We start from the raw sequence: 25,291 nt of genomic DNA on the forward strand, positions 1-25,291 counted from the left end.
AATAGGGCCAAGCTGTGAGTCCATGCGTGTATCGGTTTGGGAGCCATTGCGTCGGCTGGCTGCGATGGGCAGTGCTGTTGGCGTTACTGTGGGCCTGTGGCGTTGCGCTGGCGGCTCCGCGCGAACTGCGCGTGGGGGTGTATTCCAACGAGCCCAAGGTGTTTGTGAACGCGGAGGGCAAGCCCGCGGGCATCTTTGTGGACCTGCTGCAGCTGGTAGCCACCCGAGAGCAGTGGACACTGCGTTATGTGCCCTGCGATTGGCAGGACTGTCTGGATGCGCTGGCAGCGGGGCAGATTGACCTGATGCCCGACGTCGCCCGCACCAGCGAGCGCGAGCGGCTGTACGACTTTCATGCCTCGCCGGTGCTGCACAGCTGGTCGCAGGTCTACCGCGCGCGCGGCAGTTCCATCCAGTCGATGTTCGACCTGGCGGGCAAGCGCGTGGCGGTGCTCAAGGGCTCGGTGCAGCGCGCAACCTTCCTGAGCATGATGGACAGTTTTGGCATCGCGGTGCTGCTGATCGATGCGTCCACACTGACCGAGGCTTTCGAATTTGTACGGAGCGGCGATGCTGATGCGGTGATTGCCAACCACCTGTTCGGCAACTTCCATGCGGCCCAGTATGGGCTGGCGGATTCGGGCATCGTGTTCCAGCCCGCCACCTTGTACTTTGCCACCGGCCTCGGACGCAACGCCGATGTGCTGGATGCCATTGATCGGTCGGTGCAGGACTGGCGCAGCGGCGCGGACGCGCAATACACCCACGTCCTGCGCCGCTGGGGTGGGCAAGAGCAGGGCGCGCGCATTCCCCCCTGGGTGTGGTGGGGTGTGGCGGGGCTGGCTTTGTTCGGCCTGCTGGCCGCGCTCTCGGCCGTGGTGCTGCAGCGCAAGGTGCAGGAGCGCACACGCCACCTTCAGGTCAGCGAGCAGAAGCTGGCGGCCATCCTCGACAGCGTGGGCGCCTTCATCTACATCAAGGGGCGGGACTATCGCTACCAATATGCGAATCACCATATCCTGGAGCTGTTCGGGCGGCCCGCGAGCGAGGTGGTAGGGCAGGACGACACGGCTTTTTTTGACCCGGCCACTGCCGTACAGATCCAGGAGAACGACAGGCGCGTGTTGGAGCACGGCGAGCGGCTGGAGGTGGAAGAGGTCAATACCCACCTGGCCGATGGCGTGACCCGTGCCTACCTGTCGGTCAAGATTCCCCTTCGCCTGCCCGACGGCAGCATCCACGCGCTGTGCGGCATCTCGACCGACATCACAGAGCGCCGCCGGGCCGAGGAGTCGCTGCGGATCGCGGCGTCCGTGTTCGAGTCGTTCGAGGGCATGGTGGTTACGGGGCCGGACCAGCGCATCCTCAAGGCCAACCAGTCGTATGTACGCCTCACGGGGTATACGGTGGAGGAGCTGGTGGGCCAGACCCCCGCATTGCTGCAGTCTGGCCGCCACGATGCGCAGTTTTACGAAAGCCTACACAGTGCGCTGCGCAGCACCGGTGCCTGGCAGGGCGAGGTGTGGAACCGGCGCAAGAACGGCGAGGTGTACCCAGCGTGGATCACGGTGACGGCTGTGAGTTCTGCACAAGGCGAGGTTACGCACTATGTGGGCACGCTGACCGACATCTCGCACAGCAAGGCGGCCGAGGAGGAGATCCGTCTGCTCGCGTTCTATGACCCGCTCACCGGCCTGCCCAACCGCCGCCTCATGAACGACCGCCTGCAGCACAGCCTGGCCACCTCGGCGCGCTCCGGTACGGGCGGGGCGCTGCTGTTTGTGGATCTGGACAACTTCAAGGATCTGAACGATACGCAGGGCCACGAGTTTGGTGACCAGCTCTTGCGCCAGGTAGCGGCCCGCCTGGGCGGCTGTGTGCGCAGCGGCGACACCGTGGCGCGGCTGGGGGGCGACGAGTTTGTGCTGCTGATCGAGGGGCTGAGCCCACAAGCCCACGAAGCCGCCGCCCAGGCAGAAACCGTGGGGCGCGCGGTGCTGTTCGCATTGGCGCAAGGCTACCCGCTTGGGGGCCACACGTACCACAGCTCGTGCAGCATCGGCGTGGCGCTGTATGCCGATGCGCAGGGCTCAGTGGATGAGCTGCTCAAGCGGGGTGACATGGCCATGTACCAGGCCAAGGGGGCCGGCCGCAACACGATGCGGTTCTTTGATCCGCGCACCCAGGCTGCCGTCACGGCGCGCACGGCCCTGGAGTCCGGGATGCGCGAGGCTCTGCGCGACGGCCAGTTCCTGCTGCACTACCAGGCCCAGATCAGCCAGGCCCACGGCATGGTGGGGGCCGAGGCGCTGGTGCGCTGGCAGCACCCGCAGCGGGGGCTGGTGTCGCCGGCCGAGTTCATTCCGGTGGCCGAGGCCTCGGGCCTCATCGTGCCGCTGGGGGCGTGGATATTGCGCACCGCCTGCCTGCAGCTGGTGGAGTGGGCCAAAGACCCCACAACCGCGCACTGGACCTTGGCCGTGAACGTGAGTGCGCGTCAGTTCCGCCACCCGCATTTCGTGGACGAGGTGCTGGGCGTGCTCGAAGAGACGGGGGCCAACCCGCAGCGCCTGAAGCTGGAGCTGACCGAGACGCTGCTGCTCGACGACGTGGAGGACACGATCGAGCGCATGACCACGCTGCGAGCGCTGGGCCTGGGGTTTTCGCTCGACGATTTCGGCACCGGGTATTCGTCCCTGAGCTATCTCAAGCGCCTGCCGCTGGACCAGCTCAAGATCGACCAGAGTTTTGTGCGCGACCTGCTCACCGACGCCAACGATGCCAGCATTGCCCGCACCATCGTCACCCTGGCCCACAGCCTGGATCTGGGCGTGATTGCCGAAGGCGTGGAAACCTGCGAGCAGCGCGACATGCTCGCCAGTCTGGGCTGCCACATGTGGCAGGGCTACCTGTTTGGACGGCCGGGGCCAGCCAGCGCGCTGCAGGACGCCTTGGCTGGCACAGGGGGGTGAAGCCCGCAGTGGTCAGATGGATTGGGTGATTGCTATCATTTTGATTGCATAAGGCGCTTTGTTGATAAGCGGTGACGGCCATTTTGGCTTGTAAAATGCGATGCCCCCGACGTTGGGGCGTGCGGTTTCTGTCGCCATTCGCTGACATCTTTTGCACGCCAGGCGGAGTAGGGTGTGGCAGGCCTTGCGACAAACCAGGGCCTGCCCCCCACAACCGTCCACCTTGTGGCCGGTAGAGGCGGCAAAAACAAGGAGTTCCCGATGAAAAACACCACCATGACCACGATGCTCTCAATCCGTCTTCTCTTGTCTGGCGCGATGGCCGCGCTGCTGCTGGCTGCGGCTGGCGGGGCCCATGCCCAGGCGTATGTCAATGCCACCGTGGGGGGCGAACTGGCGCCCGGCGTGTATGGCCGCATCAACATCGGCAATGCACCACCACCACCGCTGATCTATGCAGAGCCCGTCATCATCCACCGCCCAGCGGTGGTGGTGCCACGCGCGCCGATCTACCTGTATGTGCCGCCAGGCCACGCCAAGAACTGGGGCAAACATTGCGGCCGCTACAACGCCTGCAACCAGCCGGTGTACTTTGTGCAGGAGCCGCCACCTCGCCGTGGCCCCGCACACCGTGGCCACGGCCGCGATGACCGCCGTTGGGACGATGACCACCGCCACGGTGGTAAACACGACCGTGACCATGACCGGGGGCGCGGCCATGGCAACGGCAAGGGCCACGGCAACCGCGATTGATGGATCGATCGCTGGCGTTGGCTGACGGCGGGACCGGCCGGCCAGCTGCTCACAGCGTGGCGCCGTACAAAGCAGGTGCAGGCCCGGCGGTACTTTGCGGGCGCCATCCCCGCAGGCACCCTGGCGCCAGCGGTTAAGCTCGGGCCCTTATGGCCCAAGTCACTTTTTCTCCCCCGTTCACGGCCCCCTCCGAAGTCGCCAGCCAGCTGCGCCAGGCAGGCTACGCCGTGTTGTCGCCCGCCGACGTAGCCCGCTGGGTAGGCTGCGATCTTGCGGCTTTGATGGCTTTGAACGGCGACTGGGCGGCATTGCCGCCGGATGATTTCCTCAAGGATGGCGGCCGCTACCGCCGCCGCCGCCATGCGTGTTTTGTGGCGCAGGGCGGGAGCCTGCAGCAGGTATCGCACCGAGCCCACTGGCAGCCTGTGGAATACAACGCGCTGCATGGCGGCATGGAGCGCTGGTTTGCGCCCATGGAGCCTGGCACTGTGGCCCAGCCCGTGTGGCAGCAGCTGCTGGCCGCGTTGGCCGGGGTGTCGGATGCCGTGTTTGCGCCCCCCGGTGCGCCTGTGCCCTGGTTCATCGAGGCGCACCAGTTTCGCATCGACACTACCGACGGCATTGGCCGGCCTACCCCTGAGGGCGCCCACCGCGATGGCGTGGACCTGGTGGCGGTCTTCCTGGTAGGGCGCGAAGGCGTCAAGGGCGGAGAGACACGCGTGTTCGAGGCGGCAGGCCCCAGCGGCCAGCGCTTTACGCTGACCGAGCCCTGGTCCTTGCTGCTGCTGGACGATGCCCGCATGATCCACGAGTCCACCCCCATCCAGCCCGTGTCCGAAGGCGGGTACCGCGACACCTTGGTGGTGACCTGTCGGCGTGGCAACTTCCAGGGGGCGGATGTGGTGGGGCAGGCCGCAGCAGTGGGCTGAACGTGGGTGATTGACTGCGCCCGATTTGATGCGAATCAAGATGCGCGGTATGGTGGGCGTTCACACTGGCGTTATAGAAACCGGGCCACAAGCCGGGTCCACCATTCAACCCAAGGAGAAGCACCATGTTCAAGCACATTCTGGTTCCAGTCGATGGCTCCAACACCTCGATGCTGGCCGTGTCCAAGGCGGCCGCGCTGGCCAAGACCTTTGGCAGCGCCGTGACCGCGGTCTACGTGGTAGACCCCTATCCCTTCACCGGCGTGGGGGCCGATTTTGCCTACGGCCAGGCCCAGTACATCAATGCCGCCACGGCGGAAGCCAATGCAGCCCTGGAAGCCACGCGCAAAGCCATGGCCGAAGCCGGCGTGAACGTGACTACCTTGGTGGGCGAGGGCCATGCCGTGCACGACGGCATTCTGCGCGCGCTGGAGAGCACGGGCGCCGACCTCCTCGTGATGGGTTCACACGGCCGCCGAGGCCTTGAAAAGCTGGTGCTGGGCAGTGTCACGCAGCGCGTGCTGGGCGTGGTGCACATCCCGGTTCTGGTCGTGAGGGACTGAGCGCCATCCCGATGAAAAACGGCTCCGAAAGGAGCCGTTTTTCATTTCAGTTCTCGATGACGCCGCGCCTCCGCGCATCCCACATTCCACAGCTCGTGGAGCAGGCACCCACCCCCGCCAGTGCACCCGTGGATCGGGCTCTGCCAGGCCACCGGGTGCGTCCCCCTTGGGGGAAGGCGCCGCAGGCGACTCAGGGGGCTACTCAATCTTTGCGCCCGAGGCTTCCACGATGCCCTTCCACTTGGCGTAATCCGTCTTGAGCAGGGAGCCAAGCTGTGCCGCCGACATGGCTTCGGGTTCGGCGCCTTGGGCCTGGATGGCGGCCTTCATGTCGGGCGTGGCCAGCAGCTTGTTGATTTCGGCGTTCACAGCATTGACCACGGCGGCGGGCGTACCGGCGGGGGCAAACACGCCGTACCAGGTGCTCACGTCGAAGTCCTTGAAGCCCGATTCGGCCACGGTGGGCACTTCAGGCAGGGACGAGCTGCGCTTGGCCGAGGTCACGGCCAGGGGGCGCAGCTTGCCGGACTTGATCTGGCCCATGGCCGAGGGCAGGGACGAGACCAGCAGGTCCACGTTGCCCGCCAGTGCATCCATCAGCGCGGGGTTGGATCCCTTGTAGGGGATGTGGCTGAGCTTCACGCCAGCGGCCTTCTCGAACAGGTCGCCCGCCAGGTGGATGGACGTGCCGTTGCCGGGCGAGCCATAGGTGATGGTGCCGGGCGCGGCCTTGGCGGCGGCCACCACGTCGGCCAGGGTCTTGTACTTGGAGTTGACGCTGGTGGCGATGACGACGGGCGTGTAGGCCACATGGGCGACGGCGGTCAGGTCCTTGGTGGGGTCCCAGGGCAGGTTCTTGTAGAGCCAGGGGCCGATCACGAGGTTGTCCTTCTGGCCCATCACGAGGTCATAGCCCGTGGGTGCTGCCTTGACGGCCTCGCCGATGCCGATGGTGCCGCCCGCGCCGGCCTTGTTGTCGGCCACCACGGTCCACTTGGCGCTTTCGGTGAGTTTGGTGGCCACCAGGCGCGAGAGGATGTCGGTGCCGCCGCCGGGCGGGAAGGGCACGATCAGTCGGATGGGCTTGGTGGGGTAGGCCGCAGCCGGTGCGGGAGCCTGGGCGTGCGCGGTGGTGCCCACGGCAAAAGCAAGTGCGGTGAGGGAAAGCAGGGTGCGAATCATGGTGAGAGATGTCTCCGTCGGTTCAATCGATGGGGCGGCTGCGCGGGTGCGCTGCCCTGGTCTTGGTGCCAGCCGCGGATGATCGCCGATCCTCCGCAGCGCAGACCTTGCCGATACAGGATGGCAGCATCGCCGGTGGCGATGCCGCCGTGCCCTGCGTGCGGTCAGATACGTTCAAAAATCGCTGCAATGCCCTGGCCGCCGCCAATGCACATTGTCACCAGCGCATAACGGCCCTGGATGCGCTGCAGCTCATGGATGGCCTTCACGGTGATGAGCGCGCCGGTCGCGCCAATGGGATGGCCCAGCGAGATGCCCGAGCCATTGGGGTTGACCTTTGCCGGGTCCAGGCCCAGGTCCTTGGTCACGGCGCAGGCCTGTGCCGCGAAGGCCTCGTTGGCTTCGATCACGTCGAGATCGTTGACAGTGAGGCCCGCCTTCTTCAATGCCAGCTGCGTGGCTGGCACCGGGCCAATGCCCATGTACTTGGGGTCCACTCCTGCGTGGGCATAGGCCACCAGGCGCGCCAGGGGCTTGGCGCCACGGGCCTTGGCGGCACCGGCTTCCATCAGCACCACGGCGGCGGCGGCGTCGTTGATGCCCGAGGCGTTGCCAGCGGTCACCGTGCCGTTTTCCTTGAGGAAGACGGGCTTGAGCTTGGCCAGGTCGTCCATGGTGGCGCCGGGGCGGAAGTGCTCGTCGGTTGCGTATTGCACATCTCCCTTCTTGCTCTTCAACGTGACGGGCACGATCTGGTCCTTGAACACGCCGGCCTGCGTGGCGCGTTCGGCCCTGTTGTGGCTTTCCACGGCCAGTTTGTCCTGGTCTTCGCGGCTGATGCCCCACTTGGCGGCGATGTTCTCGGCCGTCACACCCATGTGGATGTTGTGGAAGGGGTCGTGCAGTGCGCCGATCATCATGTCCACCATCTTGGTGTCACCCATGCGGGCGCCCCAGCGCATGTTCAGGCTGGCAAAGGGCACGCGGCTCATGTTCTCGGCGCCAGCGCCAATTGCCACGTCGGTGTCACCCAGCAAAATGGACTGGCTGGCGTTGACGATGGCCTGCAGGCCCGAGCCGCACAGGCGGTTCACGTTGTAGGCGGGCGTGCCCTCGCCGCAGCCGCCGTGGATGGCCGCGACGCGCGACAGGTACATGTCCTTGGGCTCGGTGTTCACCACATGGCCGAACACCACATGGCCCACATCCTTGCCTTCCACGTTGGCACGCGCAAGCGATTCGCGCACCACGAGGGCGCCCAGTTCGGTGGGTGGCACGTCCTTCAGGCTGCCGCCAAAGGTGCCAATGGCGGTGCGCACTGCGCTGACGACGACGACTTCACGGGTCATGGGGAGGTCCTTTCAGAGAGGTTTCGAATCAAATGGGCCGCTGCCGCTTGTCTATCAAGCGCTGGAAGCTATCAAAATAGGAGCTTTGGTTCACGCGTCCCGCACGTCGGCAACTGGGTTCGCACCGAAATCGGCACGGTCCAGCCAGGCCAGCACGCGGGTGGCGGCGTCGGCGGGCGATGTGAGCTGACCACCCGTCTTGAGGTTGGCAAAGTTCTGCTGGTCCGGAAACGCTTCGGGTGCGGCGCCCCGCAGTTGCACCTGCATGTCGGTGTCGATCACGCCCGGCGCCAGCGAACACACCTTGGCGCCGTGCGGCTTGAGGGCTTCGTCCAGCGCCACGCAGCGCGTGAAATGGTCCATGCCCGCCTTGGCGGCGCAGTACGCGGCCTGCGAGGCCATGGCGCGGCGGCCCAGGCCGGAGGAGATGTTGAGCACCTTGCGTGGCACCGTCCAGGCGTCTGTGGCGCCCAGAAAAGCGGCGGTGAGCTGCATGGGCGCTTCCAGGCCCACGCGCAGGGCATGGGCCAGATCGGCGGCATCGCTGTGCGACAGAGGCGCTATGTGGGGTATCACGCCCGCGTTGTTGATGAGCGTGGCGCTGGCAAATGCCTGCGGACCCTCAGCGCTGAGCCAGGCCTGCAGCTTGTGCGCGGCCTGCTCCCCTTGCGACAGGTCTTGTTGCCATTGCTCTATGGAGACACCTGCCGCCTTGGCTTCGGTGGTCAGATCGGCATTGGCACTGCGTGCAATGCAGACCAGGGTGTTGCCGCTCTTCAAAAGCTGCTGGGCCATGGCCAGGCCCATGCCGCGTGAGGCCCCGGTGAGGATGTAAAGGTGATTTTGTGGCATCCCGCCATGTTACTGCGCAGTACGCGTGTCCATGCGCCGCTACTGATCCGCAGGCGACTCCAGCGCCGCCAGCAGCAGTGCCAGCCGCGCATCCAGCGCCGCCAGGTCAGCGGCCTTGAGCGGGGCGAGGATGCGGTGTTCGTTGGCCACGTGCGCCTCGACCGCGCGGTCGATCAGCGCCAGCCCCTCGGCCGTAAGCTGCACCAGCGAGCTGCGCGCGTCGTCGGGGTTGGGCAGGCGGGTGATCCAGCCCTGGGCCTCGAGCTTGCCCATGCGGTGTGTCATGGTGCCCGAGGTGACCATGAGCGTCGAGAACAGCGTGGTGGGCGCCAGGCAGTAGGGGGCGCCACTGCGGCGCAGCGTGGCCAGCATGTCGAACTCCCAGAAGCTCAGGTTGAACTCGGAAAAAGTCTCGTCGAGCCGCCGCTGCAGCAGCGCGGCACAACGTTTGATGCGGCCGATGGGGCCCATGGGGCCCACATCCAGGTCGGGGCGCTCGCGGTGCCACTGGGCCAGGATGGCGTCCACGGCGTCGGGTTGGCGTTGGGTGGCCATGGATTGTTTGTAGGGTAAATTTATCTTGAACTCGAGATTGTATGTTAGGGTTTTGTCTTGAATTGAAGATAGATAATCGGTTTTTGGTTTTTAATCGATCTCTGCATGGCCGCTACATGACTGCTACACGTTCTTCCCCCTGGCTCGATGCGCTGACCACGGCTGTGGGCCCGGTCATCTGGGGCTCCACCTACATCGTCACCACCGAGCTGCTGCCGCCCGACCGGCCCTTCACCGCCGCGTTGCTGCGCACGCTGCCTGCGGGGCTGTTGCTGGTGTTGTGGTGCCGCCGCTGGCCCGCATGGGGCGACTGGCAGGGCTGGTGGCGGCTGATGGTGCTGTCGGCGCTCAACATCGGGGTCTTTCAGGCCCTGCTGTTTGTGGCGGCCTACCGCTTGCCGGGTGGGGTGGCCGCCGTGGTGGGCGCCATCGGGCCGCTGGTGGTGATGGGCCTGGTCTGGGGCATGGACCATCGGCGCCCGCCTGGGTTGGCGCTAGCGGCAGGGGCCTTGGGCGTGCTGGGCATGGCCGCGCTGCTGTTGTCGCCGGGCGCGCGGTGGGACATGGTGGGCGTGGCCGCCGCGCTGGTGGGCACGGTGTGCATGGCGGCGGGCACGTTCTGGTCGCGGCGCTGGCGGTCAGATCTGCCGGTGCTGGCGTTCACCGGCTGGCAGCTGCTGGCGGGCGGCATCATGCTGGCACCGGTGGCCTGGCTGGTGGACCCGCCGCTGCCTGCGCTCTCGGCCACCCAGGTGGGCGGTTATGTCTACCTGAGCCTGGCGGGGGCCTTGCTGGCCTATGCCCTGTGGTTTCGTGGCATTGCGCGCCTGCCGTCGGTGGCGGTGTCATCGCTCGGGCTGCTGAGCCCCGTCACGGCCGTGCTGCTGGGCTGGTTGTTGCTGGGACAGGCCATGACGGGCGTGGCGCTGGTGGGCATGCTGGTGGTGCTGGGCAGCATCCTGGCCGTGCAGTGGGCCATGTCGAGGCCGAAGCCGGTTTAAGGGGCCGCACATCTTGGCTGGATGGTAGTGTGTTTGCTATGTTTTGTGTAGCAAACTATGAGACCCTTCAAGCGCTAGGACCTTAAAAGACCCAAAAAACGTTGCCCACGCGGCCATCAGGCTGCTGCTATGGCACGGGGGCCGCCTACCCGAGCAACTGGCGCCATGGCGCTGAGGGCCTGTGGGGAGGGCGCCCGGCCGGCGGCGTGCAGGGGGGCTCCGCTGCCTGCCGTATCCAGACGGAACACCGAGACCACTTTGACGAGATCAAGGGCCTGGCTCTTCATGCTGCTGGCGGCAGCGGCCATTTCTTCGACCAGGGCGGCGTTCTGTTGGGTGGCCTGGTCCATCTGCATGACGGCTTCACCCACTTGGCCTACGCCATCGCTCTGCTCGGCGCTGGCGGCGCTGATCTCGCTCATGATGTCCGTGACGCGCCGGATCGACTGGACGACGTCTGTCATCGTCTGCCCCGCCTTGTCCACCAGTGCAGTGCCTTGCTCGACACGGTTGACGCTGGCGGAGATGAGTTCCTTGATCTCCTTGGCGGCCTCGGCGGACCGGCCCGCAAGCCCCCGCACTTCACTGGCCACCACGGCAAAGCCCCGGCCCTGGTCGCCCGCGCGCGCAGCTTCCACGGCAGCGTTCAGGGCCAGGATGTTGGTCTGGAAGGCGATGCCGTCGATCACGCTGATGATGTCGGAGATCCTCTTGGAGCTGTCGTTGATGCCCTTCATGGTCTCCACCACCTGGGCCACCACTTTGCCGCCCTCCACGGCCACATTGTTGGCACTCAGGGCGAGTTTGTTGGCCTGCTGGGCGCTGTCGGAGTTCTGTTTCACGGTCGAGCCCAGCTCCTCCATGGAGGCGGCGGTCTGCTCCAGCGCGCTGGCCTGGCGTTCGGTGCGGGCTGAAAGGTCGTGGTTGCCCTGCGAGATTTCTGCGCTGGCGGTAGAGACGCTTTCGGCGCTTTGCCGCACGTTGGCCACGATTTCGGCCAGCTTGTCGCGCATGTGGGCCAGCTCGGTGAGCAGCTGGCCCGGTTCGTCCTTGGCCCCCTGGGGAATGGGGGTTGCCAGGTCCCCCGCGGCGATGGCCGTTGTGGCCTGGACCGCCTGCCGCACCGGGGCGGTGATGGAGCGTGTGGTCCACCAGGCCAGGAACAGGCCCACCAGGATGGCCAGCACGGTGCTGCCGCTCACCCAGGCGGTGCTGGTCTCGGCCTTGCGGGTGGTTTCCTTCAACGTGGTGGCCACGCCTTCATCGAGCGTATGGGTCAGCTCTTGCAGCACGGCCGCGTAGTTCTGGAAGACGGGGGCCAGCACGGTATCGGTCTGCGCGACCACGTCTTGCCCGGCTTCCTTGGCCTTGACGAGTTCGGTGCGCTTGACGCGGTAGGCGTCGCGCGCGGCAATGGCCTGGTCGTACAGCTGTGTTTCCTTGCCGGGCAACAGGTAGCCACTCACTTCCTGCATGCGTTTGCTTTGCACCTCGACCACTGCAGACATGTCCTTCTTGAGCTTGCTGGTGTAGGGCGCGTCGTTGGCCTTGAGCAAAGCCTCGGTGCGCAGCCAGTTCATCTGGATGTCGGTCTGCCACTGGTGCATGAGGCCCTGGCGCTTGAGCTCCGAGGTGGCGATGTGTTCATTGCTGCGCTGCAGCGCCGTCACGCTCAAGACACCGAGTGTGGCGATGACCACGGTGATCAGCAGCAGCATTCCAAATGCCACTCCGAGTCGAATGCCCAGTTTCAGGTCTTTGATGCGCATGGCGGCTCCTTGGGGATGCAGTGGCGAAGTGGGGGTGGAAGGGGTGCTGGCGTCCGGTGGCTGGGGCGGTCCGGGTGTCTTGTGGGGCTGGCAGGCGCGTGTCAGGAAAGGGCCGCCGCGCCGGTTTCGAGAGAGCTGGTGCTTTGCAGGCGCTGGCCCACGCGTGCCAGGTAGTCCGCCCGGACGCGGCGGGCTGCGTAGTCGCGTGGCGCGCTGCGCAGCAGCTGCTCCCACGCCTCGCGGCGGTGCCGCTCTGACTGCTGCTGGCACTGGGCCACCACCACGGGCGTGGGGTGGGGGGCCTGGGCATCGGTCATGCATTCGTAGCCGTAGTAGTGCATGAACTCCCACGCCAGGCTCTCGATGGTCTCGATTTCGTGCGGCTGCAGCTGGGTCTTGAACTTGTCCTTGTGGGCCGGCAGGGGGGCAAAGCAGTTGGACTCCCACAGGGCGGACCTGCGGGAGAGGTCTTGCGCCTCCTGCGATGCTGCGATGTCCAGCATCTGCGGCAAAAACTCGATGCCGATGAACTGGCAGATGCGCCGCAGCGTGTGCTCCTGGTCGCTCAGGAAGTCCTCGTAGCGGATGGTGAGCACGCGGTCCGGGTAGCGCAGCGCCAGTGCACGGCCAGCAGTGTGGGCCTTGACCCAGGCCTGGGCGTTGAGCGTGGTATCGAAGTCATGGATGATCGCGCGGTTCATCGACGCCACCTGCGCCCGGGGGTCGCGCACCACGTTCAGGAACCGCATGTCGGGAAACAGCTCCATCAGTTCGTGGGCGTAGTGGACGCTGTCCAGCGACTTGTCCATGGCCACGCTGGCCCCGTGCAGTTCAGCGCTGCGCAGCAGCAGCTCCCACACGATGCGGTGCACGCTGCGGGGTTTGCCCTGAAGGGCGCTGAAAATCTCTTCGGCGTCGAAGTGCACCCCCGGCCACTTCACCATGCTGGCCGCCTGCAGGCCCACCACGTCCTTGACCATCTGCCGGTACGCGCTGTCGTCGCGCAGGTCGCCATACAGCGGCACCATCGGCATGAAATCCACGATGTGCAGGGGATAGGGCGAATGAAACTGAGGGCTGGCATTGAGACGCAGGCGCAGCGCGTGGCTGCCGCAGCGCCGCAGCGGAATCATCAGCAGCGGAAGCGGGCGCGGGGTGTGGGGTGGCTGGTTCATGGTGTGTCTGCCTCCAGGTGCGCAAAGAACTCGTTGATGAAGCGGTCCATGTCCTTGTCGGGCAGGCGGTCGATGCCACCCGCGCCATGCCGCCCGCCACCCGCTGGGTAGCGGCTGCAGAAGATGTCTGCACGGCTGGCGCTGGCGCTGCCAATGCGCAGGTTGACCAGAAAGTCGCCGTCCGAACGCGGGGTGAGCACGGCGACCGAGCGCCCGTTGTTGCGTGCCACGAGCTGGTTGGCCAGGGTGCCGCACAGGCGCCGGGCCCAGGCGCGGTCGGGCAGCACATACACGCTGGCCCTGTCGTTGGTGGTGTAGGGGGCCAGGTCCTGCACGGCCTGCAGGTCGCTGGCGTGGCCCTCTTGCAGGCGTCGGAATTCGTAGGCCTTGGCCATGAAATCGAGCGGGCTCTCGAAGCGGTGGAGTGATCGGTACAGCTGCACGGGGCAAAAGTGCAGGTCTTCGCGGCTTTCGCCGTAGGCGTTGTAGTTGAGCAGGTAACCCAGCTGCGCCAGCGCCCCGCGCGTGCCTGCCGTGCAGCCATGTTCCCGCGCCATGCGATCGGCGACGGCGTCCAGGTTGTCGCCGTAGGCCGCCACGATGGCCCACTGGTGCAATACACCACCCAGGTGGCGGTCCACCAGGATGCTGGTGCACACGTCGAGGCTCGTGTCGATGTGGGCCGTGAGCCGCGGGTGGCGAAAGAGGGTTTTTGCGCTGTGGTGGTCGAAATAAGTCACCTGGCCGCCTCCGTTGAGCACCCGGCACACACCCTGCGCATTGCGGTCCCACGAGATGTCCAGCGCGGTCACCTGCAGCGGCCGCCCGGAGGGCAGCTGGTCGAACAGGGCAATGTCCCGCTTCACGCCGCTGATGAGAAAGTTGTCGCGGGGCTCTACCAGGCGCAATTGGTGCAGCGCGCACAGCCCGTCGGCGTCGCCATTGAAGAGGTCGTAGGCCTGCAACCCACGGTCGGCGGGTGCGGAGGCGGGGGGCGCGGCTGCGGCTGAGAAGCGATCAGTGAACATGGAAAAGGTCTTGCAAAAAGGGGCGAAACTGGTCGGGTGGCATTAGCGGATGTACCCGCGCTGGCGCAGGAGCGCGAGCACCTGCGCGCAGGCGTCGGCCAGGCTCAGGTGGGCGGTGTCGATGCTGAAATCGGGCGATTCAGGCGCCTCATAGGGGGCGGAAACCCCTGTGAACTGCGGAATGCGCCCCGCACGCGCCATGGTGTACAGGCCTTTGGGATCGCGGCCCTCGCACACGTCCAGCGGGGTGCTCACATGCACCTCCAGAAAACGGTGCTCCCCGATGAGCGCACGGGCCATGGCACGGTCGCTGCACTGGGGCGAGATAAGGGCGGTGAAGACCATCAGCCCGGCGTCGTTCATGAGGGCGGCGACTTCGGCCACGCGCCGGATGTTTTCCGAGCGTTCGGCCGCGCTGAAGCCCAGGTCCCGGTTGAGCCGGTGCCGAAGGTTGTCTCCGTCCAGCACGAAACTGGCAAACCCGAGGGTGTGCAGCTGTTCTTCCAGCGCGTAGGCCAGAGTGGACTTGCCCGCACCGCTCAAGCCCGTGAGCCATACCGTGACGGGGCGCTGCTGCAGCAACTGCTCGCGCAGGGGGGCGGTGACCCGGCCAGCGTGCGGGATCACCACCCGCAGGCCGTGGGGCGTCAGGCCTTTCGCTGCAGCGGCAGGGTCCTTGGCCGAGGGTTGGAGTGAGGCGGGAAGCGGCATGGTCAGTCCAGGGGGCGGTTGGGGCGTGCGGCAAGCGCGTTCACTGGCACCGGATGGCGCACGCAAAAAGCGGATGGCCCTGGACCACGGTCGGTGGCCCCAGGCGGTAGGATTCAAAACCCGTGCGGCGCAGCAGGCGTTCCACCCCCAGCGGTGAGACGGTGACCATGCGCTGGGCACCGCGCGCCATGGCGCAGCGACTGGCCGCCTGCAGCAGGCCGGTGGTGAGGGGCGAGGAGAACTGGTCAAGCGCGGAGCCCGTAGGCCCCGAAAGGTCCATCGAGGCAAAGCGGGACAGTTCCCACACCTCGGGTGCGTTCGGTGCCGGGGCGCCGTTGAGCAGTTGCGGGAACACCTCGGCCAGCAGGTAGGGGCGGGTGGTGGGCAGCAGCCGGGCGGTGCCGATGACCTCGCCGTCTTCGTTTTGTGCGATGACGTAGACGGTGTCGTCCCGGTCAAACTGGTCCAGCTCCAGGGCATCGCGGCAGTGAAGTTGCCAGCCCAGTTTTTCCACAAAAACACGGTGCCGGTACCGGGCCATGCGGGTCATCAATGGTGGATGCAGTTCAGCAGAGCAGCCGGAGGTGATGCGCATTGGAGGTGCCCTCGTGAGTTTCGTCGATTAGAAAATCACGGAAAGATATTTGTAACTACCAACTCTGGTAGGTGTTTCCGTCGGCCTTTCTGGTCAAAATCAACTCGCCAAAGGGCTTCAATGCCGCCAGAATGTGAAAAAAACGTAACGGCGGTTGATGGCGCGTAATTCGCGTGCGGATGGTCAGTCTCTGTGGGGTGGTGCTCGGTGTTGGAGTCCTATGACAAGCTGGCAAGAAGATCTTTTGGGGGTGATGGACCGCGCGCAGTCAGAGCAAGAGGTTTTTTGCAAAATCGAGCTCGCTGCGCACGCTCTGGGGTTTGAGTACTGCGCCTATGGCCTGCGGGTACCCATGCCCTTGTCCAACCCAAAGACCATTTTGTTGAACAACTACCCCTTGGCCTGGCAGGAACGGTATGCGCAACAGGGCTATGTGCAGATCGATCCGACGGTGCTCCACGGATGCCGCAAGCAGACCCCGCTGGTCTGGTCGGACGATGTGTTTGCATCGGCCCAGAATTTTTGGGAAGACGCACGATCGTTCGGATTGCGTTTTGGTTGGGCGCAATCGTGCATTGACGGCGGCGGGGTGCGCGGCATGCTGACGCTGGCGCGTCCGTCCGAGGCCCTGACACCCGAAGAGATTGCCCACAGTGAGATGAAGATGCGCTGGCTGGCGCACATTGCGCACCTGATCCTGTCGCGCATCTTTACGACCCGCCAGGCCGAACTGATGCAGCCTCATCTGACGGCCAGAGAAATCGAGGTGCTCAAATGGACCGCCGACGGCAAGACCTCTGCCGACATCTCCTCGCTGCTGGATGTGTCGGAAAACACCGTGAACTTCCATGTCAAGAATGCCGTGACCAAGCTGCAAACCACCAACAAGACGGCCGCCACCGTGCGTGCCGCCATGCTGGGGTTGCTGGGCTGATGTCGCGGCCTGCTGGCGCTGCAACCCCTTGCGCCAAGCCGGGTTGCGTCAGTGCAGGGATGGAAGCAACAGGGGCGACCGGTGGGGGGCGGGTGTGAACACTATGCGGGTTTCGCCGGATGGCCTGCTGCGCCTGTCGATTGACGAATTGCTGTCCCTGCCCATCCATCACCTGATGTCGGCGGTGGATGTGGACCTGGTGGTGCCCCGAAGGGCAGTGTGCGGGTGCGAAACCACCATCAGCGGCTACACCGAGTGGGTAAGTGCTTCCCGCCCGACGGTGTCCATCGGCTGGGACTGGCATATCCGCCTCTGGACCGCGCAGCGGCCCTTCGCCTGGGCGCGACTGGGCCAGCCTCGCAGCAACGTCATGCTGGTGTACTCCACGGGCAACGACACGGGGTGGCAGAAGAACCTCGAGCTGCTGTCCACGGTGGTGGACGCCTTGCCCTGGCAGGAGGAGTTGAGCCAATCGGTGACGGCCTTGCTGCCAAGCCACTGAACAAGGCCTTGGCGCTTTGCGGAATGGAAGCGTGAACACACGGAAAGTGAATTCGCTATAAAATATATAGCAATAAATGACGTCTATCTAGCGCTAGACCGCAAAAAAGCACTTCAAAAATCAGCTGCCAGCTCCCACCGCATGGCCTGGCCGGTAGCTGGGTGGGTCAGGGCCAGTTCTCCGGCATGCAGCAGCAGGCGCGGGGCCTGTGCCTGGGTGGCTGCATCGGCATACAGCGCGTCTCCCAGGATCGGGTGGCCCAGGGCGGCCAGGTGCACGCGAAGTTGGTGCGTGCGGCCGGTGACGGGTTCCAGCTCGACACGGGTGGTTCCGGCCGCAGTGTTGTGCGCCAGGGCGCGCCAGCGGGTATGGCTGGGCTTGCCTTGCAGCGCATCGATGATCCGCAGGGGGCGTCGCTCCCAATCGGCGGCGATGGGCAGGTGGATGTCAGCCCAGATGCCGGGTGGTTCGGCCACCAGGCCTTGCACGACGGCGAGGTAACGCTTGTGGACCTGCCGCTGCTCGAATGCCAGGCTCAGGCGACGTTGTGCGTCGGCATGCCGGGCCATCAGCACGAGACCCGAAGTGGCCTGATCCAGCCGGTGAACGATGAGTGCGCCTGGCCAGTACAACTGGGCGCGGGCACTCAGGCAGTCCTGCTTGTCGGGGCCGCGTCCCGGCACACACAGCAGGCCCGAAGGTTTGTTGAGCACCAGCAGATCGGCGTCCTCATACAGTGCCATTGGGGCCGGGTGTCTTGCAGTGCTTGCCGTGCCTTCGGCCACTGTGGGGGTCATGGGCACCCTTGAATTCACGGACGCCCTTGGGGCCGCCACCGTATCGGCTTCAGCCCGGGGCATGGTTGTCGCCACCCACCAGGCGTTGCACGGTGGCGCAAAGCTCTTCCACGTCGTTGGGCTTGTGGATCAGTGCCTGTGCGCCTTCAGCCAGCGCGGCCTGCTCGATTTCGGCCGTGACATAGCCCGAGGCCAGGGCCACGGGCAGGTCGGGGCGGATCAGGCGGGCCTCGCGCACCAGGTCCACCCCACAGAAGCCGGGCATGTTGTAGTCGGTCACCAGCAGATCAAAGGCCTGTGGGGCAGCACGCAGCGCGGCCGTGGCCTCGTGCGGATCGGTGTAGCCGCTGACCTCATAGCCCCGGCGGCGCAGGAGGCGCTGCACCAGAAACACCAGGGCCTGGTCATCGTCCACGTACATCACATGGTGCTTCTTGCGCGGCGCGCTGCCGGGCACATCGGTGGCGGCAGGCGTCGAAGGCGCGGCGGATGCCGGTGCGGCCTGCAAGACTTGGGGGGGCTGCGCATCCAGGATGCTCTGCGTGGCGATGTGGGCGACCGGAAAGTACAACGTGAACCGGCTGCCCTGGCCGGGTGCACTTTGCACGTCCACGCCGCCTTCGTGCGTGCGCATCACGCCGTGCACGACCGCGAGGCCGAGGCCCGTGCCCTGGCCCACGGGCTTGGTGGTGAAGAAGGGCTCGAAGATGCGTTCCAGCGTGGCAGCGTCCATGCCCGGACCACTGTCGCGCACCGTCAGGGCGACGTAGTCCACGGGTGCGAGGCCCAGCCGTTCGCTCAGGCGCTGGTCGGGCTGCACGGCCGTGGCTTCCACATGGATGCTGCCGCGCTCGGAGCCAATGGCATGGACAGCATTGGTGCACAGGTTGAGCAGGGCCTGCTCGACCTGCGTGGCGTCGGCCAGCACGGGAGGCAGGCCGGCCTGCAGCTGCATGTGCAGCTCGATGGCCGGGGGCAGGGTGACGCGCAGCAGGCGTTCGGTGTCGTGCACTACCTCTGCCAGCGATACGGCCGAGCGCTGCGGTGGCTCGTTGCGGCTGAAGGTGAGGATCTGGCGCACCAGGTCGCGCGCGCGCCGCCCAGCCTTGTCGATCTCCATCAGGCTTTCCAGCACAGGTGAGCCCGATGCACAGTCGGCCTTGGCCAGCTCGACGTTGCCCAGGATGGCGCCCAGGATGTTGTTGAAGTCGTGCGCAATGCCGCCCGCCATGGTGCCCACAGCCTGCATCTTGTGCGACTCGCGCAGCTGGGCTTCCAGTTCGCTTCGGTGCGCCTCGGCCTTCTTGCGGCCGGTCAGGTCGCGTGCGAACACGGTGGTGGTTTCGCCCTCGGCATGGCGCTCGAACGACACGCTCACCTCCACGGCCAGTTCCTTGCCGCTGGCGGTCAGCGCCGTCATCTCGCCCAGCAGGGCCTGGGTGGTGAGCTGCGCAAACGCCAGCCCCTGCGCCGCGTCGGGCAAAAAACGGTCGAGCGTGCTGCCCAGCGCGTCGCTGGCGCTGCACTGGAACAGCGCTGCCGCTGTGGGGTTGAACACGGTGATGCGCTGGTGCTGGTCCACGCAAATGATGGCGTCCAGCGCAGAGTTGATGATGGCCTCCAGCCGCTTCTCGCTGGCGCGGATCTGCTCGTTGCGCTGCTGCAGGGTAATGGCGCTGTGCTGCAACGCCTGGCGCTCGGCCAGCAGCGGGCCCTGGTCGATCACTGCACACAGAAACTGCGGCAGCGGGGGGCCATTGCTTTGCGGGGCCTCGATGTGCGCAATGTGCAGGTCGCCCGTGATGGGTGTGTCTGCATTGATGGAAAAAACGACCTCCTTGACCTCGCTGCGGCCCAGGTCCTGCGCCAGTGCGAAGGCCTCGCGCACGCGCCGGGCGTCCTGCGGGCGCACAAAGGGCATCAGTGCCGTGAGCGGGCGGTCGCGTTCGGTGGGCTGGAAAGATCGGTGGGCCATCGAGTTGGCCTGCACCACCATGTCGTGCTCGTCCACCACCATGAGGGCCAGCGGTACGCTGGCAAACAGGGTTTCGAAGCGTTCGTAGGCGCTTTCGGCCACGGTCTGGCTGTAGCGCAGGACCTTGTTCTGGCTCTCCAGCTCTGCCTGGTAGGCGCGCAACTCGGCCACGAGGCCTTCGGCCGGGGTGCCAGGGGCACGGGCATGCGGGGTGGCACTACCGGGTGGGTGCTCTGCGGGGGCGGGCCGCCGCCCCTCAGGGTCCAGAAACGACAGGTCGGGTTCACTCATGGGAAAGGCGCGGCCAGGGGTTTTGGCGCGGGGAAAGTGCGCGCGCCGCGCAATGCTGTGGGCCAGAAAGCATGGTCACGAGTGTACGCCTGCAGTCTTTGTCCATGCGGTCTGGCGGGTGCCTGCCTGTGCAAGGCAACGGAGCAGAACCCGCGTGGTGCCGCGTGCTGATGGCTCCCGGCCCCCATTCAAGGCGCGATTGTTGATCGATTGCGAACAATCCTTTTCTGTGGCGGGGCTTACCGATGGGGAAACGGTTCTCTACAGTTCCACCATCGCCCATTTGCCGATCAACCTTTCAGCCATCTTCAGGAATTCTTGCCATGAACCCCATCGAAACCTCCCTTGCCCAACCGCTGCTGAACAAGCTGCAATGGCGGTACGCCGCCAAGAAGATGAACCCCGCCAAGGTGGTTCCACAGGACAAGGTAGAGCGTATTCTCGAAGCTGCACGCCTGGCCCCCACCTCCAGCGGCCTGCAGCCGTTCGAGATCATCGTGGTGACGGACCCCGCTGTGCGCGCCAAGATCCAGCCCATCGCCTGGAACCAGGCGCAGATCACCGACGGCTCGCACCTGCTGGTGTTCGCCGCATGGGACAACTACACGGCCGACCGCATCAACATGATGTTCGACCTGACCAATGACCAACGCGGTTTCAAGAACGAAGGCTGGGAAAACTATCGCCAGATGCTGCTCGGGAGCTACCCCCAGCGCGATGCCGAGGTGAATTTCCAGCATGCCGCCCGCCAAGCCTACATTGGCATGAGCGCCGCACTGATCGCCGCTGCGTTTGAAGAGGTGGACTCCACCCCCATGGAAGGTTTTGACCCCAACGCACTGGACGAAATCCTGGACCTGCGCTCCCGTGGCCTGCGCAGCGTGTCGATCCTGCCGCTGGGCTACCGTGCCGATGAAGGCGACTGGCTGGTCAATCTGAAGAAGGTGCGCCGCCCTCGCGAGCAGTTCATCACCGAGGTCTGAGACCTTTCTTTGCCTGCCTGCCGCCGTAGTGCCTGATAGCAGGCGCTACGGCGGGTCTTGCCGGTATCTGAAGCCCGGCCGCGCGTTCAACGTGCGGCTGGGCTTTGGCGTTTCAGCGCACGGCTTTCGGTGCGTCGTTCACACGGCGCATGGGTGTCAGCACAAAGGCCAGCGCTGCCAGCACCACCAGCGTGCCGCCACTGGCTGCAAACAACTGAGGGAGTGTGACGCTCTTCATCACCCAGCCCGTCACCGCTGCAGAGATGGGAGCCAGGCCCATGAAGATGAACATGAACAGGCTCATTGCCCGGCCAATCAGGGCCGGCGGCACACGTTGCTGGATCCAGGTGAACACGCTTACCTGCATAAAGCCGCCGAGCAGGCCGATGACCAGCATCAGTGCTGCGCCCTGCCACACAGCCGTGATCAGCCCCAGGGGCATGAACAGCGCGCCGATGATGGCGTCGAACGCCAGGATGGTCATGCCCAGGCTGCCAATGCGCAGCCGCGGCACCATGCCCGACACCACCATGCCCAGCAGCGTGCCCGCGCCATGGGCGCCCACCATGATGCCGAAAGCGGCCGCGCCCAGCTGGGGCGTGCTGCTGGCCAGCACCGGGATGGCGATGTGGATGGGGCCCATGATGAACAGGGCAATGGCACTCCAGTAGAGAAAGCAGGTGCGCAGTTCGCCATCGCGCCAGAAATGAACCAGGCCCTGCGCCACCGATGCCAGCACCGCCTGGGGTGCTGCTGCAGGGGCTGGGTTGGCTGCGTGGGTCTGCACCTTCGACAGCGTCCAGGCCGACACGGCGAAGCTCAGGGCATCGAGCGCAAAAGCGATGCCGATGCCGGTGGCATTGGCGTGGGCCGGTGCATCGGCGGCTCCTGTGGCCGCGTCGCCCGTACCAAAAAGTGCAATGAGCAACCCCGCCAGCAGGGGTCCGAGGAACATGGTCAGCTGCCGCAGGCCCAGGCTGATGCCGTTGGCGGCCTGCAATTGCGAGCGTGCCACCACGTGGGGCATCATGGCCGTGCCTGCGGGGATGCTGAAGGCCGTGGCCAGGCCAATGCCCAGCGACAGCGCGTACACCATCCAAAGTGTCAGGGTGCCTGCAAGCACCAGCCCAGCCAGCACGGCCAGCAGCACCAGGTTGATGTATTTGGTGACCATCAGTACCTGTTTCGGCGAGTGGCGGTCCACCAGCGCTCCCCCCACCAGGATGAACAGCGCACGGGGAATGCTGATGAGGGCCAACACGGTGCCTAGCACCAGGGTGTCGCCTGTCATCTGCAGCACCAGCCAGGGCAGTGCAATCAGCGTGAACTGGTCCCCCAGCATGGACAGGAAGGCGCCGACCGTCATCCAGCGAAAGTTGTGGTCCTTGAAAAGCGCGGCCCGCGGGTCCTGGGGAGGGCTCGTTGGGGGGCGGGGCGAAGGGTGATGGGGCGTTTCAGGTCGCATGAACAGGGTCTCCAAAAGATTTGCGGGTGTGCCGGCGGCCGTTGAGCCACTGGCTCACGGCGGTGAATCGCACGCACAGGTGGTAGCTGGCCAGGCACAGGGCCGTGGTGGCCAGCACGTTGAGGGCCATCTTGGTCAGGACGGGGATCGGCACGCCGTACAGCAGAGCGCCAAAACCAATCGTCAGCGGCAGGTGCACGAGGTACACCCAGTACGAGCTGTCGGCCAGGTAGGCCAACCAGGCGCGAGGCTGGCCGACGTGGCGCAGAAAGAGGCCCATCAGCGCAAAGCTCCACAACCAGGACGCGGCGTTGTAAGCCAGTGCCATCCAGAACTGCAGGTGCCGGGTGGCAGAGACGGGCTCGGCCAGGATCTCGGTGAAGGAACCGGTGACCAGGACCAGTGCAAAGGCCGAAGCCTCGGGTTGGGCGAGCACTTCCGACAAGAACGCGGTGATCAGAAAGCACGCGAGTCCCAGGCTCGCCAGCACGGGCCAGTGCCTTTCGTAGCGCGCCATCAGGTCGCTGCGCTGCGCATACAAGCACAGCCCGAATCCGTAGAACAGCCCGTTGTGGAGCCATTCCGCCAGCGGCGGCAGAAAAGACCCGCTGGGCCTGACGATGCCGTGGTCATAGTGGGCGCCAATCCAGGCCAGTGGAAGGGTAAGTGCCACCACGCCAAGGGTCGAGCCGCCCAGCCAGGCTGTGGTGCGCTCCAGTGCCTTCTGCACGCCGCTGGGGAGCGCACGCGCTGCTGCCCACACCACGGGTGTGAACAAGGTCAGCCACAGCAGCATCCACAGAAACCACAGGTGCATAGTGGAGGGGCCTTGGGGCACGTTAGGGCCCCGGGGCAGCAGGCTGCGGTCGATGCCCCAGGTGCCATAGGCCATGCGGTGCAGGAACATCAGACCCAGCAGTACGCAGACTACAAACAAGGGCGGCCATAACACCACGAAGGGCAGGCCCAGGCGGCGCAGCCGGTTGCGTACCGTGCCTGCCAGGCCACGGCGCCGCACCAAGGCCGATACAAAAAATCCGGCCAGGATAAAAAACAGAGGCATGCGGAACGCGTGGATCACGGCCACCAGCAGGTCCGCCACCGACGTCGATTGATCGTCGTGCCAGGGCAGGGGAGAAGGCCGGCTCATGTAGATGACCGAGACGTGCAGCACGATGCCCAGCCACATCATGGTGGCGCGCAAATTGTCCAGGGCATGCAGCCGTCGGCCCGGGGCTGCGGGTTCTGGGGGGCGGGTCGATCCATTCATAGGGACCGACTGTGAGCCCTCACGTTGCGTTAGGGTCAAGCGCTTTTCAGCACTTTTTCATCAATGTGTGGGCGACAACGTTGTTTTGGCGGATGTCGGTTTTGTCACTGGCGCAGCATGGGCGAGCGCCGCGTGCAGATAGGCGCGCACGGGCGCGCTCAGGGGGGACCCTGCCTGCAGCAGAGGTTCGTTGGCCGAGGCCACGACCAGCTTTTGGCGCAGAGGGGGGTTGCCGCGGGTCAACTGGTCGAACAGCGCGTTCCAACGCAGTGCAGCGGCCCGCGCGTCGGGGTGGTGGGGTGGCACGGCCCGGCCCAGAAGCTGCTGGACGTCCTCTTCCAGCGCCGCCCATTGGGTGTAGGGCACATGGCCCAGCGCACGCAGGTCGTCGCGGGTCAGGTATTTCTCCAGCAGGGCCATACGCAGCTTGATGGCCGTTTCAATGAACTCGATCATGTCGCCCGGCGGCGCATGGTTGCGCCCGTGCGTGGTGGGCTCCGTGCGGAACATGTGGCCCCAGCGCTCGAGCAGGTCGAGGTCGCCATTCATCCAGTGCAGCATGAGCGCCATCCAGCGGTAGGCCAGCGCCTGCACCTCGGGCGTGTCGGGTGCCAATTGGCGGTCCATGGCACTGCGCACCAGGTCCTTGACGACCAGCCAGTCGGCCTCGATCAGGTGCCAGTTCTGAAAGATGTGCTTGAGTTCGGCCGAACTGAAATACTTGCCGTAGGTCGTCATCAGCGCCAGGGCTTCGAGCCAGTTGCCCATGTCGGGCTCGGCGCCAGCCATCAGTCCATCGCGCAGCATGGTCAGGCGTCCGCGCAGTTCCGTGGCCTGCGTTATTTGCTGATCGAGCGAACGAATCTGCTGTCCGATGATGCGCTCGGGTGCCATGCCTTCACCCGCCAGCAGCTCCCCGATGTCGCTGAGCGCAAGGCCCATCTGGCGCATGGTCTGGATGCCGTGCAGCCGCTGCACGTCGGTCTGGCTGTACAGGCGATAGCCCGCCTCGGACCGGCCCGAAGGCTTGAGCAGACCGATCTCGTCATAGTGGTGCAGCGTGCGCACCGTGAGGCCGGTACGCCGCGCAAGATCACCGACCTTCAGCAGCACGAGCGACTCCACGACGCATCTTGCGCTCCCACTGAACGATGCAACTGGCGCTCCCCAGGCCAGGGCAGCCGGGCAAGGGCCGCCCCGCAGTGAGGGCTGCGTCCCCCCTGGGGGGAAGGCGCCGCAGGCGACTCAGGGGGAGAGTTCATTTCAGCGACCGACTGAAATCAGCTCGATCTCGAAGTTCAGCGTGGCATTGGGTGGAATCACGCCGCCCGCACCCCGGGCGCCGTAAGCGATGGAGGGTGGGCAGGTCAGCTTGGCCTTACCGCCCGGTTTCATGCGCTGCACGCCTTCGGTCCAGCAGGGGATCACGCCGTTGAGCGGGAATGCGGTGGGTTCACCGCGCTTGTAGGAACTGTCGAATTCCTTGCCGTCCAGAAACATGCCTTTGTAGTGCACCTTGACGGTGTCGGTGGCCTTGGGCGAATCGCCCGTGCCTTCCTTGATCGATTCATAGACCAGGCCGCTGGCCGTGGTCACGGGCTTGGCTTGTTGTGCCATGGCGACGGGGGCGATCACAAGGC

23 protein-coding genes are annotated in these 25,291 nt (G+C 65.6%); 8 read left to right on the forward strand and 15 right to left on the reverse strand.

Translation table 11 applies throughout. The features are described from left to right. Nucleotides 1-71 precede the first annotated feature (71 nt). The 4 genes from IB243_RS02005 to IB243_RS02020 all read left to right on the forward strand — a co-directional run bounded on the left by IB243_RS02005 (nucleotide 72) and on the right by IB243_RS02020 (nucleotide 5,217). Nucleotides 72-2,972 carry an EAL domain-containing protein gene (locus IB243_RS02005; RefSeq protein WP_192424632.1) on the forward strand — a complete coding sequence of 967 codons (2,901 nt, stop codon included), beginning with the start codon at nucleotides 72-74 and terminating at the stop codon, nucleotides 2,970-2,972. 261 nt (nucleotides 2,973-3,233) lie between these two features. Next, nucleotides 3,234-3,725 (forward strand): hypothetical protein, encoded by a 492-nt coding sequence (locus tag IB243_RS02010; RefSeq protein WP_010458637.1) that lies wholly within the window; start codon nucleotides 3,234-3,236, stop codon nucleotides 3,723-3,725. A 149-nt stretch (nucleotides 3,726-3,874) separates the two neighbouring features. After that, nucleotides 3,875-4,654 (forward strand): 2OG-Fe dioxygenase family protein, encoded by a 780-nt coding sequence (locus tag IB243_RS02015; protein ID WP_010458639.1) that lies wholly within the window; start codon nucleotides 3,875-3,877, stop codon nucleotides 4,652-4,654. Nucleotides 4,655-4,779: 125 nt separating this feature from the next. Then, nucleotides 4,780-5,217 carry a universal stress protein gene (locus IB243_RS02020; RefSeq protein ID WP_192424634.1) on the forward strand — a complete coding sequence of 146 codons (438 nt, stop codon included), beginning with the start codon at nucleotides 4,780-4,782 and terminating at the stop codon, nucleotides 5,215-5,217. A 198-nt stretch (nucleotides 5,218-5,415) separates the two neighbouring features. Here IB243_RS02020 and IB243_RS02025 read toward each other — a convergent pair whose 3' ends face one another. From IB243_RS02025 to IB243_RS02040, 4 genes are all read right to left on the reverse strand, one after another. After that, nucleotides 5,416-6,399: a tripartite tricarboxylate transporter substrate binding protein gene (locus IB243_RS02025; RefSeq protein WP_192424636.1), complete on the reverse strand. Its 984-nt coding sequence runs from the start codon at nucleotides 6,397-6,399 to the stop codon at nucleotides 5,416-5,418. A 164-nt stretch (nucleotides 6,400-6,563) separates the two neighbouring features. Next, entirely contained in the window at nucleotides 6,564-7,748 is a 1,185-nt protein-coding gene (gene bktB / locus IB243_RS02030) for a beta-ketothiolase BktB (RefSeq protein WP_010458645.1), read from the reverse strand. 90 nt (nucleotides 7,749-7,838) lie between these two features. Continuing rightward, a complete protein-coding gene (locus IB243_RS02035; protein WP_192424638.1) occupies nucleotides 7,839-8,600 on the reverse strand; it encodes an SDR family NAD(P)-dependent oxidoreductase in 762 nt (253 codons plus the stop codon). Nucleotides 8,601-8,639: 39 nt separating this feature from the next. Beyond that, nucleotides 8,640-9,155 (reverse strand): MarR family winged helix-turn-helix transcriptional regulator, encoded by a 516-nt coding sequence (locus tag IB243_RS02040; RefSeq protein WP_192424639.1) that lies wholly within the window; start codon nucleotides 9,153-9,155, stop codon nucleotides 8,640-8,642. A 116-nt stretch (nucleotides 9,156-9,271) separates the two neighbouring features. Between IB243_RS02040 and IB243_RS02045 the strand changes: the two genes are divergently transcribed. Then, the gene (locus IB243_RS02045; protein WP_010458650.1) at nucleotides 9,272-10,156 is read left to right on the forward strand and encodes an EamA family transporter; all 885 of its coding nucleotides are present in this window, start codon (nucleotides 9,272-9,274) and stop codon (nucleotides 10,154-10,156) included. 116 nt (nucleotides 10,157-10,272) lie between these two features. Here IB243_RS02045 and IB243_RS27340 read toward each other — a convergent pair whose 3' ends face one another. From IB243_RS27340 to IB243_RS02070, 5 genes are all read right to left on the reverse strand, one after another. Then, nucleotides 10,273-11,925 (reverse strand): methyl-accepting chemotaxis protein, encoded by a 1,653-nt coding sequence (locus IB243_RS27340; protein WP_192424641.1) that lies wholly within the window; start codon nucleotides 11,923-11,925, stop codon nucleotides 10,273-10,275. Between the two features lie 101 nt (nucleotides 11,926-12,026). Further along, entirely contained in the window at nucleotides 12,027-13,100 is a 1,074-nt protein-coding gene (locus IB243_RS02055) for a sulfotransferase (protein WP_057224047.1), read from the reverse strand. After that, nucleotides 13,097-14,128, reverse strand: a complete 1,032-nt coding sequence (locus tag IB243_RS02060) for a hypothetical protein (RefSeq protein WP_010458657.1) — start codon at nucleotides 14,126-14,128, stop codon at nucleotides 13,097-13,099. Before IB243_RS02060 ends, IB243_RS02055 begins: the two co-directional genes overlap by 4 nt. Nucleotides 14,129-14,170: 42 nt before the next feature. Then, complete coding sequence (cysC, locus tag IB243_RS02065; RefSeq protein ID WP_192424643.1) at nucleotides 14,171-14,839, reverse strand: adenylyl-sulfate kinase; 669 nt, start codon at nucleotides 14,837-14,839, stop codon at nucleotides 14,171-14,173. A gap of 40 nt (nucleotides 14,840-14,879) precedes the next feature. Then, nucleotides 14,880-15,434 (reverse strand): acyl-homoserine-lactone synthase, encoded by a 555-nt coding sequence (locus IB243_RS02070; RefSeq protein WP_010458661.1) that lies wholly within the window; start codon nucleotides 15,432-15,434, stop codon nucleotides 14,880-14,882. A 220-nt stretch (nucleotides 15,435-15,654) separates the two neighbouring features. Between IB243_RS02070 and IB243_RS02075 the strand changes: the two genes are divergently transcribed. Beyond that, a complete protein-coding gene (locus IB243_RS02075; RefSeq protein WP_057224049.1) occupies nucleotides 15,655-16,368 on the forward strand; it encodes an autoinducer binding domain-containing protein in 714 nt (237 codons plus the stop codon). Nucleotides 16,369-16,471: 103 nt separating this feature from the next. Beyond that, nucleotides 16,472-16,870 (forward strand): DUF4902 domain-containing protein, encoded by a 399-nt coding sequence (locus IB243_RS02080; RefSeq protein ID WP_192424645.1) that lies wholly within the window; start codon nucleotides 16,472-16,474, stop codon nucleotides 16,868-16,870. Between the two features lie 113 nt (nucleotides 16,871-16,983). Here IB243_RS02080 and IB243_RS02085 read toward each other — a convergent pair whose 3' ends face one another. After that, complete coding sequence (locus IB243_RS02085; RefSeq protein WP_192424648.1) at nucleotides 16,984-17,613, reverse strand: RluA family pseudouridine synthase; 630 nt, start codon at nucleotides 17,611-17,613, stop codon at nucleotides 16,984-16,986. 103 nt (nucleotides 17,614-17,716) lie between these two features. Then, nucleotides 17,717-19,933 carry an ATP-binding protein gene (locus tag IB243_RS02090; RefSeq protein ID WP_192424650.1) on the reverse strand — a complete coding sequence of 739 codons (2,217 nt, stop codon included), beginning with the start codon at nucleotides 19,931-19,933 and terminating at the stop codon, nucleotides 17,717-17,719. Nucleotides 19,934-20,256: 323 nt separating this feature from the next. Here IB243_RS02090 and IB243_RS02095 point away from each other — a divergent pair, with 323 nt between their 5' ends. Continuing rightward, the gene (locus tag IB243_RS02095) at nucleotides 20,257-20,916 is read left to right on the forward strand and encodes an NAD(P)H-dependent oxidoreductase (protein WP_192424652.1); all 660 of its coding nucleotides are present in this window, start codon (nucleotides 20,257-20,259) and stop codon (nucleotides 20,914-20,916) included. A gap of 112 nt (nucleotides 20,917-21,028) precedes the next feature. Here IB243_RS02095 and IB243_RS02100 read toward each other — a convergent pair whose 3' ends face one another. The 4 genes from IB243_RS02100 to IB243_RS02115 form a co-directional block, all read right to left on the reverse strand. Then, nucleotides 21,029-22,381, reverse strand: a complete 1,353-nt coding sequence (locus IB243_RS02100; RefSeq protein WP_192424654.1) for an MFS transporter — start codon at nucleotides 22,379-22,381, stop codon at nucleotides 21,029-21,031. Continuing rightward, a complete protein-coding gene (locus IB243_RS02105; RefSeq protein WP_192424656.1) occupies nucleotides 22,371-23,651 on the reverse strand; it encodes an acyltransferase family protein in 1,281 nt (426 codons plus the stop codon). Before IB243_RS02105 ends, IB243_RS02100 begins: the two co-directional genes overlap by 11 nt. Before the next feature lie 60 nt (nucleotides 23,652-23,711). Next, nucleotides 23,712-24,764 (reverse strand): MerR family transcriptional regulator, encoded by a 1,053-nt coding sequence (locus IB243_RS02110; protein ID WP_370540295.1) that lies wholly within the window; start codon nucleotides 24,762-24,764, stop codon nucleotides 23,712-23,714. A gap of 150 nt (nucleotides 24,765-24,914) precedes the next feature. Beyond that, complete coding sequence (locus IB243_RS02115; RefSeq protein WP_085940313.1) at nucleotides 24,915-25,268, reverse strand: FKBP-type peptidyl-prolyl cis-trans isomerase; 354 nt, start codon at nucleotides 25,266-25,268, stop codon at nucleotides 24,915-24,917. Between the last annotated feature and the right edge of the window lie 23 nt (nucleotides 25,269-25,291).

Source organism: Acidovorax sp. ACV01 (genome assembly GCF_014851495.1).
Classification (GTDB): Bacteria; Pseudomonadota; Gammaproteobacteria; order Burkholderiales; family Burkholderiaceae_C; genus Acidovorax; species Acidovorax radicis.

What these genes read in the sequence shown, in the direction of transcription:
- IB243_RS02080 (WP_192424645.1), top strand. Translation starts at nt 16,472, where the DNA reads ATGCGGGTTTCGCCGGATGGCCTGCTGCGCCTGTCGATTGACGAATTG.
- IB243_RS02105 (WP_192424656.1), bottom strand. Translation starts at nt 23,651, where the DNA reads ATGAATGGATCGACCCGCCCCCCAGAACCCGCAGCCCCGGGCCGACGG.
- bktB (WP_010458645.1), bottom strand. Translation starts at nt 7,748, where the DNA reads ATGACCCGTGAAGTCGTCGTCGTCAGCGCAGTGCGCACCGCCATTGGC.
- IB243_RS02095 (WP_192424652.1), top strand. Translation starts at nt 20,257, where the DNA reads ATGAACCCCATCGAAACCTCCCTTGCCCAACCGCTGCTGAACAAGCTG.
- IB243_RS02020 (WP_192424634.1), top strand. Translation starts at nt 4,780, where the DNA reads ATGTTCAAGCACATTCTGGTTCCAGTCGATGGCTCCAACACCTCGATG.
- IB243_RS02115 (WP_085940313.1), bottom strand. Translation starts at nt 25,268, where the DNA reads ATGGCACAACAAGCCAAGCCCGTGACCACGGCCAGCGGCCTGGTCTAT.
- IB243_RS02045 (WP_010458650.1), top strand. Translation starts at nt 9,272, where the DNA reads ATGACTGCTACACGTTCTTCCCCCTGGCTCGATGCGCTGACCACGGCT.
- IB243_RS02070 (WP_010458661.1), bottom strand. Translation starts at nt 15,434, where the DNA reads ATGCGCATCACCTCCGGCTGCTCTGCTGAACTGCATCCACCATTGATG.
- IB243_RS02035 (WP_192424638.1), bottom strand. Translation starts at nt 8,600, where the DNA reads ATGCCACAAAATCACCTTTACATCCTCACCGGGGCCTCACGCGGCATG.
- IB243_RS02100 (WP_192424654.1), bottom strand. Translation starts at nt 22,381, where the DNA reads ATGCGACCTGAAACGCCCCATCACCCTTCGCCCCGCCCCCCAACGAGC.
- IB243_RS02090 (WP_192424650.1), bottom strand. Translation starts at nt 19,933, where the DNA reads ATGAGTGAACCCGACCTGTCGTTTCTGGACCCTGAGGGGCGGCGGCCC.
- IB243_RS27340 (WP_192424641.1), bottom strand. Translation starts at nt 11,925, where the DNA reads ATGCGCATCAAAGACCTGAAACTGGGCATTCGACTCGGAGTGGCATTT.
- IB243_RS02060 (WP_010458657.1), bottom strand. Translation starts at nt 14,128, where the DNA reads ATGTTCACTGATCGCTTCTCAGCCGCAGCCGCGCCCCCCGCCTCCGCA.
- IB243_RS02075 (WP_057224049.1), top strand. Translation starts at nt 15,655, where the DNA reads ATGACAAGCTGGCAAGAAGATCTTTTGGGGGTGATGGACCGCGCGCAG.
- IB243_RS02025 (WP_192424636.1), bottom strand. Translation starts at nt 6,399, where the DNA reads ATGATTCGCACCCTGCTTTCCCTCACCGCACTTGCTTTTGCCGTGGGC.
- IB243_RS02085 (WP_192424648.1), bottom strand. Translation starts at nt 17,613, where the DNA reads ATGGCACTGTATGAGGACGCCGATCTGCTGGTGCTCAACAAACCTTCG.
- IB243_RS02055 (WP_057224047.1), bottom strand. Translation starts at nt 13,100, where the DNA reads ATGAACCAGCCACCCCACACCCCGCGCCCGCTTCCGCTGCTGATGATT.
- IB243_RS02010 (WP_010458637.1), top strand. Translation starts at nt 3,234, where the DNA reads ATGAAAAACACCACCATGACCACGATGCTCTCAATCCGTCTTCTCTTG.
- IB243_RS02040 (WP_192424639.1), bottom strand. Translation starts at nt 9,155, where the DNA reads ATGGCCACCCAACGCCAACCCGACGCCGTGGACGCCATCCTGGCCCAG.
- IB243_RS02015 (WP_010458639.1), top strand. Translation starts at nt 3,875, where the DNA reads ATGGCCCAAGTCACTTTTTCTCCCCCGTTCACGGCCCCCTCCGAAGTC.
- cysC (WP_192424643.1), bottom strand. Translation starts at nt 14,839, where the DNA reads ATGCCGCTTCCCGCCTCACTCCAACCCTCGGCCAAGGACCCTGCCGCT.